The organism is Fluviicola sp., from assembly GCF_030151805.1.
Lineage (GTDB): Bacteria > Bacteroidota > Bacteroidia > Flavobacteriales_D > Crocinitomicaceae > Fluviicola.
In genome coordinates this window covers 1-6,914 of sequence record NZ_JASLCN010000188.1, presented here as the reverse complement: position 1 = coordinate 6,914, position 6,914 = coordinate 1, and the positions used below count along the sequence as shown (strand labels likewise).

The 6,914-nt window shown below is 41.7% G+C and carries 3 protein-coding genes, 1 tRNA gene and 1 pseudogene; 2 read left to right on the top strand and 3 right to left on the bottom strand.

Annotation, left to right across the window (positions count from 1 at the left end; translation table 11 throughout):
• Nucleotides 1-1,256, bottom strand: a pseudogene (locus tag Q1V93_RS07125) (hypothetical protein); the annotation flags it as partial.
• A 424-nt stretch (nucleotides 1,257-1,680) separates the two neighbouring features.
• A tRNA-Gln gene (locus tag Q1V93_RS07120) sits at nucleotides 1,681-1,753 on the bottom strand.
• A gap of 183 nt (nucleotides 1,754-1,936) precedes the next feature.
• On the opposite strand from Q1V93_RS07120, the gene Q1V93_RS07115 reads away from it, so the two are divergent.
• Both Q1V93_RS07115 and Q1V93_RS07110 read left to right on the top strand, forming a co-directional pair.
• Nucleotides 1,937-6,082: a DUF2723 domain-containing protein gene (locus Q1V93_RS07115; protein ID WP_300663205.1), complete on the top strand. Its 4,146-nt coding sequence runs from the start codon at nucleotides 1,937-1,939 to the stop codon at nucleotides 6,080-6,082.
• Nucleotides 6,083-6,092: 10 nt separating this feature from the next.
• Nucleotides 6,093-6,704 (top strand): polysaccharide deacetylase family protein, encoded by a 612-nt coding sequence (locus Q1V93_RS07110; protein ID WP_300663203.1) that lies wholly within the window; start codon nucleotides 6,093-6,095, stop codon nucleotides 6,702-6,704.
• Here Q1V93_RS07110 and Q1V93_RS07105 read toward each other — a convergent pair.
• A partial coding sequence (locus Q1V93_RS07105; RefSeq protein WP_300663201.1) for a DUF2480 family protein occupies nucleotides 6,691-6,914 on the bottom strand: 224 nt, incomplete at its 5' end. The two genes, Q1V93_RS07110 and Q1V93_RS07105, sit on opposite strands and share 14 nt — an antisense overlap.

Sequence of the window (6,914 nt, the reverse complement as noted above, 5' to 3'; positions counted from 1 at the left end):
CCGGATTCTGCTACGCTTAAAGTTGGACCATTACTTCCGTCTGACCATTCAAAAACACCTGGCATTGAAGAAGAAGGAAAAGGATTTAACTCAGCAGTTCCATCGCATAGCACAAAATCATTTCCTAAATCAGGAGCGTCGCTCATCAGTTGATTGGAATTATAATACCAGGGCAATCCAAGTAGTGCTGTGTCTGGCAGTGTGACCGCATCTTCTACATAATTACAAGCCAATCCGGTTGCTTCGGGATTATTGATAACATCCAAAAAATAATCTACACCAGTTGAAGACTTACCGTTCACATAAATTTTGTTATTTGGAGCAATTTGCAACTGACCTGACGACCCACTTCCGATTAATGTTCTGCTCGCCGGAATATTAGCAGCAGTCAAATCATACTGAAAAACACCTCCTCCAAAAATATCGCTAATGTAAAGCTTACTACCAGATCTGGAGAACTCTATTCCGTAGTTCATATCTGCGTTAATACCAGTAAACAAATGCTGATTTAAGCTTGCACTACCAGTCAATCGATCAAAGTCAATCAAATCAATAGCTCCGTTTAAATAAGTCTGCGCAACAACTAACTGACCCGTAACCGGATTGGGTCTTATCATCCCAATACTTATGCCTTGTGTAAAATAAAAACCCAAATCACTTGTTACGGGCACAGGATTTATTCCGGTAGCTGAAACATGAAAGGCATTTAAAACACTTTCATTGTCCATTCCGTGGCAAATGATCCAGGTATCTTCGCAATTTGCATGCGGAACCGCAGTAATGAATTCGGTTGCATTTCCAAGCAAGGTTACATTTTTTATTGCCGTAATATCACCCAATCCACCATTCAGGCTCATGTCTACTTCAGAATAGGTGATTCCATTTTGTGCCGGTGAATTGGTTCCATCTGCTGCCACAATATAATAAACTCCGGCTGCACCCGGTTTCGGAATAATCATGCACTGCGAACTTTCATCCCCCAATAACCCGGAGCCATTGGGCATTACAGTGTTACTCGCGTCCCAAACATTTAACCCATTCGTATAAAAAAGGATATCTCCCGTTTGATTACTGATAGAGGAACAAGATTCTCCCGTTACCATCATACTTCCTGTAAAAGGAACAGGAGTACCAGAACTAAAATTGAGACCAACACCATTACCGAAATACCAGTTCATATGTTCTTGCTGGCAATTCCCATAACCGAAAAAGATCATGGAAAGAAGAATGGCGAGTAGAGTTCTGAGTGCTTCCATTCTCTTAATTTGACATATATTCTGCTAGTAAATACCACCTAAAAAGCCAATGGTATACTCTATTGATTCTATAGAATCAGGTATTGACTCTGGAGTATTTTTCACATATCTGTTCTTCTGATTTTCTTCGCTAAGAATTAGTCCCGTTTTCTGATAGCCTCCTAACGAATTTTAGGCATTCACAGACCAGAATACACTCTATTGTGAGTTTTCTGGTGTTTGGAATGTTCACACCGTGTTATAGCTGGCAGATTTCTTCACTCTTTCTAAATTCTACCCCCCTTTATCTCCTTCCAAAGGGGAAACTTAAAATCCGCTCTAATGGAACTTTCTGTGAGATTTCCATTCAATTGTCGGGATAAACTTTTCACCGAGGCAGGGGTAAAATAAAAAAGCTCCATCTTACGATGAAGCTTTTGAAGAGTTGACCCACTAGGGCTCGAACCTAGACTCTTCTGGACCAAAACCAGACGTGTTGCCAGTTACACCATGGGTCAATTGCGAGGGCAAAGTTAATACTAAATTCTTTTCCTACAAGGAATCCGATAAAAAAACTTGAAAATTTCATGCAAAAAAGTGAAAAAACATTGAAATTCATTCAATTAGCATTTTTCAACATTTCTATGAGGAATCGTCGCAATATATTTATAACTTCGCGAGTCAAACTTTCAAAGTAAATCATGAATTACAACAAACTGAATAACCTTACAGGCTGGTTCGTTTTTTTAATCGCAACGATTGTTTATTTCCTAACCATTGAAGACACCGTTTCACTTTGGGATTGCGGGGAATACATTACAGCAGCAAATAAATTAGAAGTTGGTCACCCTCCGGGCGCACCTTTATTCATGGTTTTAGGACGTTTGTTCTCTTTCTTTGCAGAACCTCAAATGGTGGCAGTTTGGATTAACAGACTTTCTGCTCTTTCCAGTTCGTTTACGATTTTGTTCATGTTTTGGTCGATTACCATGTTTGCGAAGAAAATCATGCAGCGCACAAACAGAAACTGGTCGAAAGGTGATCAAATTGCGACATTGGGCGCAGGAGTTATCGGAGCTTTGGCTTATACATTCTCCGATTCATTCTGGTTCTCGGCAGTTGAAGGTGAGGTTTATGCGATGTCATCTTTGTTTACAGCGGCAATTTTCTGGATGATTTTGAAGTGGGATGCGGAAATGACCAGCATCAAGCACGGTGAAATCAAAGACGGAAGAGCTCCGATGCGTTGGATGGTTTTGATTTGGTTCATGTTTGGTTTGGCGATTGGTGTCCATTTATTGGGATTATTGGCTGTACCGGCGATTGCTTATGTTATTTACTTCAACTTATGGGAGAAAACCAGCTTGAAAGGTATTATCCTGACAGGTTTGATTTCGATCGTCGTTCTTGGTTTTGTTCAGGAAGGGATTATTCCGGGAATCGTTGCATTGGCATCCTGGTTTGAGGTGGCATTTGTAAACTCATTCGGTTTACCGTTCTTCTCCGGAACTGTTTTCTTCTTTATCTTGTTGATTGCAGGATTTGTATGGGGATTCAGATATGCGAAGAGAAAAATGAAACCGATCCTGAACACCGCTTTGTGGAGTTTGGCTTTCCTATTAATTGGTTATGGCTCTTTTGCAGTGATCGTGATTCGCTCCAATGCAAATACACCACTTGACGAAAATGACCCTGAAAACTTAGTAACACTTCACGCTTATTTGAAACGTGAGCAATACGGTTCATGGCCGATTTTGAATGGTCCTTACTGGAACTCTGCATTGGATGATCAATCGACATTCGGTGATGCAAGCCCGTTCTTCCTGAGACGTTTTGTAGTAGAAAACAATTCAACCGGATTGGATGCAAAGGCATTTATTTCTGAAAAGGATGCCAATGAATGGATTAAAGGCAAAAGCGGAAGTTATTCCGTGAAAGAAAAATATTTCTCCAGTAACGAAAGTGTGAGAAAAAACAGCAAGCAGGTCTACAAACAAACGACTTTCCTGCCGCGCATGTATTATACGTCCAACAATCCGAATGATCCGAAGATCAATGCTTATAAAAGCTGGTCGGGATATGATCCGAAAGATGTTTCTGATGCGGATGATATCGGAACGGATGGAATGCGCCTGCCGCGTTTCGGTGAAAACATGGAATACATGTTCAGCTATCAGATGAGCTGGATGTACTGGCGCTACTTTATGTGGAACTTCTCAGGTCGTCAGAATGACTTCCAGGGACACGGCGATGACATGCGCGGAAACTGGATTTCCGGATATTCCTTCATTGACGATGCGCGTTTGGGAAATCAGGAAAATGCTCCTTACTATACGCTTGAAAACAAAGCTCACAACAATTTCTGGATGCTTCCGCTTGTTTTGGGAGTAATCGGAATTATTTTCCACTTCTATCGTGCTCCGAAAGATGCGTTTATCGTATTCCTGACATTCTTCTTTACCGGAATCGCGATTGTGATCTATCTGAATCAAAAACCGTTCGAACCGCGTGAGCGTGATTACGCATACGCCGCATCCTTCTATGCCTTTGCATTCTGGATCGGATTAAGTGTTCTGGCATTGTATGATGCGTATAAAAACTTCAATAAAGCCGACTGGAAAAAGATGATAATCGGCTTCGGTTCTTTAACCGGATTGATGTTGATCTTCCTACTTTTTGGCGGAAGTGGAATTATCCTGGTAACCTGGCTGGTTGTTGCTGTAATTGCTCTGGCACTCCTTGGAATTGCCTTCGGATTGCGGAAAGCACTTCCGAATCAAAACGTAGCCGCAATCGCATTTACGATCCTGACCTTATTTGTTCCTTATTTGATGGGACAACAAGGATGGGATGATCACGATCGTTCAAACAAAACTTCTGCTCATGATTTAGCATACAATTATCTGCAATCATGTGAGAAAAACGGAATTATTTTCTCTGTTGGTGATAACGATACATTCCCGTTGTGGTACTTACAGGAAGTAGAAGGTGAAAGAACGGACGTACGCGTTTGTAACACCAGCTTGTTCGACACGGATTGGTATACCAACCAGATGAAAATGAAAATGTATGATTCCGAACCGCTTCCTATTACCTTCAGAGAAGATCAGATCTTGATGTGGGCAGGAGGAACGGATCAGGCATTTTTTATGTCGACAACTCAATTGTTGAACCAGGGAATCAAGCGCGAAGCTGTTGAGAAAATCTTTAACCTGAAAGTGAAGAACAGTCCTCAGCAGTTCAAACAAGCATTTACTTCTTTCACCAATACGGCATCATCCATTCTTGCTACCGTTAAAGCGAAAGATCCGTCATACGATCCGCGCATTGCACAAATCCGTGAGGCTTTCGGTTATTCAGCTGATTCTGCGAACCTGGATGTGATTGAGAACATGGAGAACGGAGTTCTTGAAATTTTCGACGGATATAGAAACCAAATTATTGATGCGGATGTTAGCGGATTAGAGCAACTTCAGCAACTAATGTCTTCATGGGAAGATACCTGGTCTTTCCTTCCGATCAAGGATGCAATTGCTTTCATGCAGGATGATGATAACATGATCAAGTACGGAACAACTTATTTACGTGTTATTCCAAGTACAGGATTCATTTTATCCGTTAATAAGAAAAACGCATTGACTTCTAAAATCATTTCCAAGGAAGAAGCTGAAAGCTGCGAAGACGAAATTCGTTTCCGTTTCAATTCCAGAGCTGTTCAGGGTATTTCGAAATCAGATATCATGATTTTGGATATGTTGGCAAACAATGACTGGAAAAGACCGATGTATTTCACATCTCCGGGTAACACGGAAGTTTCTACAGCCATGTATCAAAGCGGGCATTTACGCACAAATGGTATGGCTTGGGAAATCACTCCGATCATGGCTCAGGGAAGAACTCCGGCGAATGAGAAACTGATGTACAAACATTTGATGGAAACGTATCATTACGGTAAAATGAATGATCCGAATGTATTGACAGATTACTATGCTCGTCGTCAGACCGTTCAATTCAGAACGATGTTTGCTCAATTGGCTGAAAACTATGTTACTGAAGCTGAGCAAATGGAAATGAGCAAAAAGCAATACACTCCGATGCTTAAGAACTTAAGAGCAAGCGGACAAGCACGTGTTGCGGATTCATTGGAAAACTCTTTCAAAGGAAGATTGGGAATGTCTCCGGCTGAATTGCGTAAAAAAGCATCACTATTGATTCGCAAATCATTGGAAGTAATGCCTGCTGATATCGTATTGGATTACGGTGAAAAACCAACCGGCGGTGGTGCGATTAAAGATGCAAATGGCGCTGAGTACCAACAGTACCGCGATGGAGTTCTGCAGGATTATGTAAACTTATTGTACCGTGCAAACGACAAGGAAGGTGCTGAAAAACTGGGAGCAGAAGTTGCCCGTCAGTTGGAAAGCATCATGGGTTATTTCAAACACAGTAAAGCAAACTTTGCAGTTTCCAATAACTCCGATTATATTGCTGCGGTAATTAATTATGCTACAATCCACAAAGCTGCAGGAGATCCTGAATCAGGAAACCCGGGAGGAGCACTTGCAGGCAGAACAACGAAAGGATTAGAAGAGCTTTACAACCTTGATTTGAAACGCATCTATGATGAGTTGGATCAATTGGCGATAGCAAATGACGACAACGGACTGATCTCCGGTAAACAAAATTTACAGGGAACAATGAATGCGATCGACTTCACCTTCAAATTAACAGGAACCCAGGTTCCGGGTGCGCCACAACCGGCTCCGGCAGGAATGCCAGCAGGAAGTGAAGCGGTTTTGAATGAAGAAGTCCTGAACAACGTTCAGCCTTCGGACGATTCCATGTAGAATAATAAAAATGAAATTATTTAAACCTCCACGCTTAGCAGATTGGGTTCTCCCAAGGTTAAGGTGGAGGTTTTCTGTTTCTGAGCCAGTCGTTTTTCTTACATTCGATGACGGCCCGAATCCGGAAATCACTCCTTTCGTACTCGATTTATTAAAACAATACAACTGGAAAGCAACGTTTTTTTGTGTCGGGCAGAATATTGAAAAAAATCCGGAACTCTTTCAGCGCGTTCTTGCGGAAGGCCATGTGATCGGGAATCACACGATGAAACACCTGAATTCCATCAAAACGGATAACGAAAGGTATCTGAACTCTTTCAGGGAATTTGAACACGTTTATTCAAGCAGGCTTTTCAGACCACCGTACGGCCGGATTAAGCCAAGCATGGCGAAAGAAATCAGTAAGACGCATCGGATTATTATGTGGTCGTGGTTATCGTATGATTATGATTTAAGCGTTAGCACCGAACGCATTCTGGATGAAGCGAAACGCATCAAGCCAGGTGATATCATCGTGTTGCACGATAATCCCAAAATTACGGAAAGACAAAAAATCCTGCTTCCGCAGTTATTTGAACTGTTACAAAAAAGAGGATTCCACTCGGAAGTTATCTCTGCTTAGGTTTTTTGTAGATCGGAACGCTTGAGCAAGCTTCTCCGTACATGATGCTGGAACAAATCGGCTGCACTTTTACCAAAAACTGAGACATCGCTGCTTCCGGCTGCGGAATATCCGAACAACCCTTCACGATCAGTTTTCCATCTGTAAATTGTTGTATATCTAATTGTTCGATATTCAGTTCCAATGCTTTTTGTCGCGCGTCGGCTAAAT

What these genes read in the sequence shown, in the direction of transcription:
- Q1V93_RS07115 (WP_300663205.1), top strand. Translation starts at nt 1,937, where the DNA reads ATGAATTACAACAAACTGAATAACCTTACAGGCTGGTTCGTTTTTTTA.
- Q1V93_RS07110 (WP_300663203.1), top strand. Translation starts at nt 6,093, where the DNA reads ATGAAATTATTTAAACCTCCACGCTTAGCAGATTGGGTTCTCCCAAGG.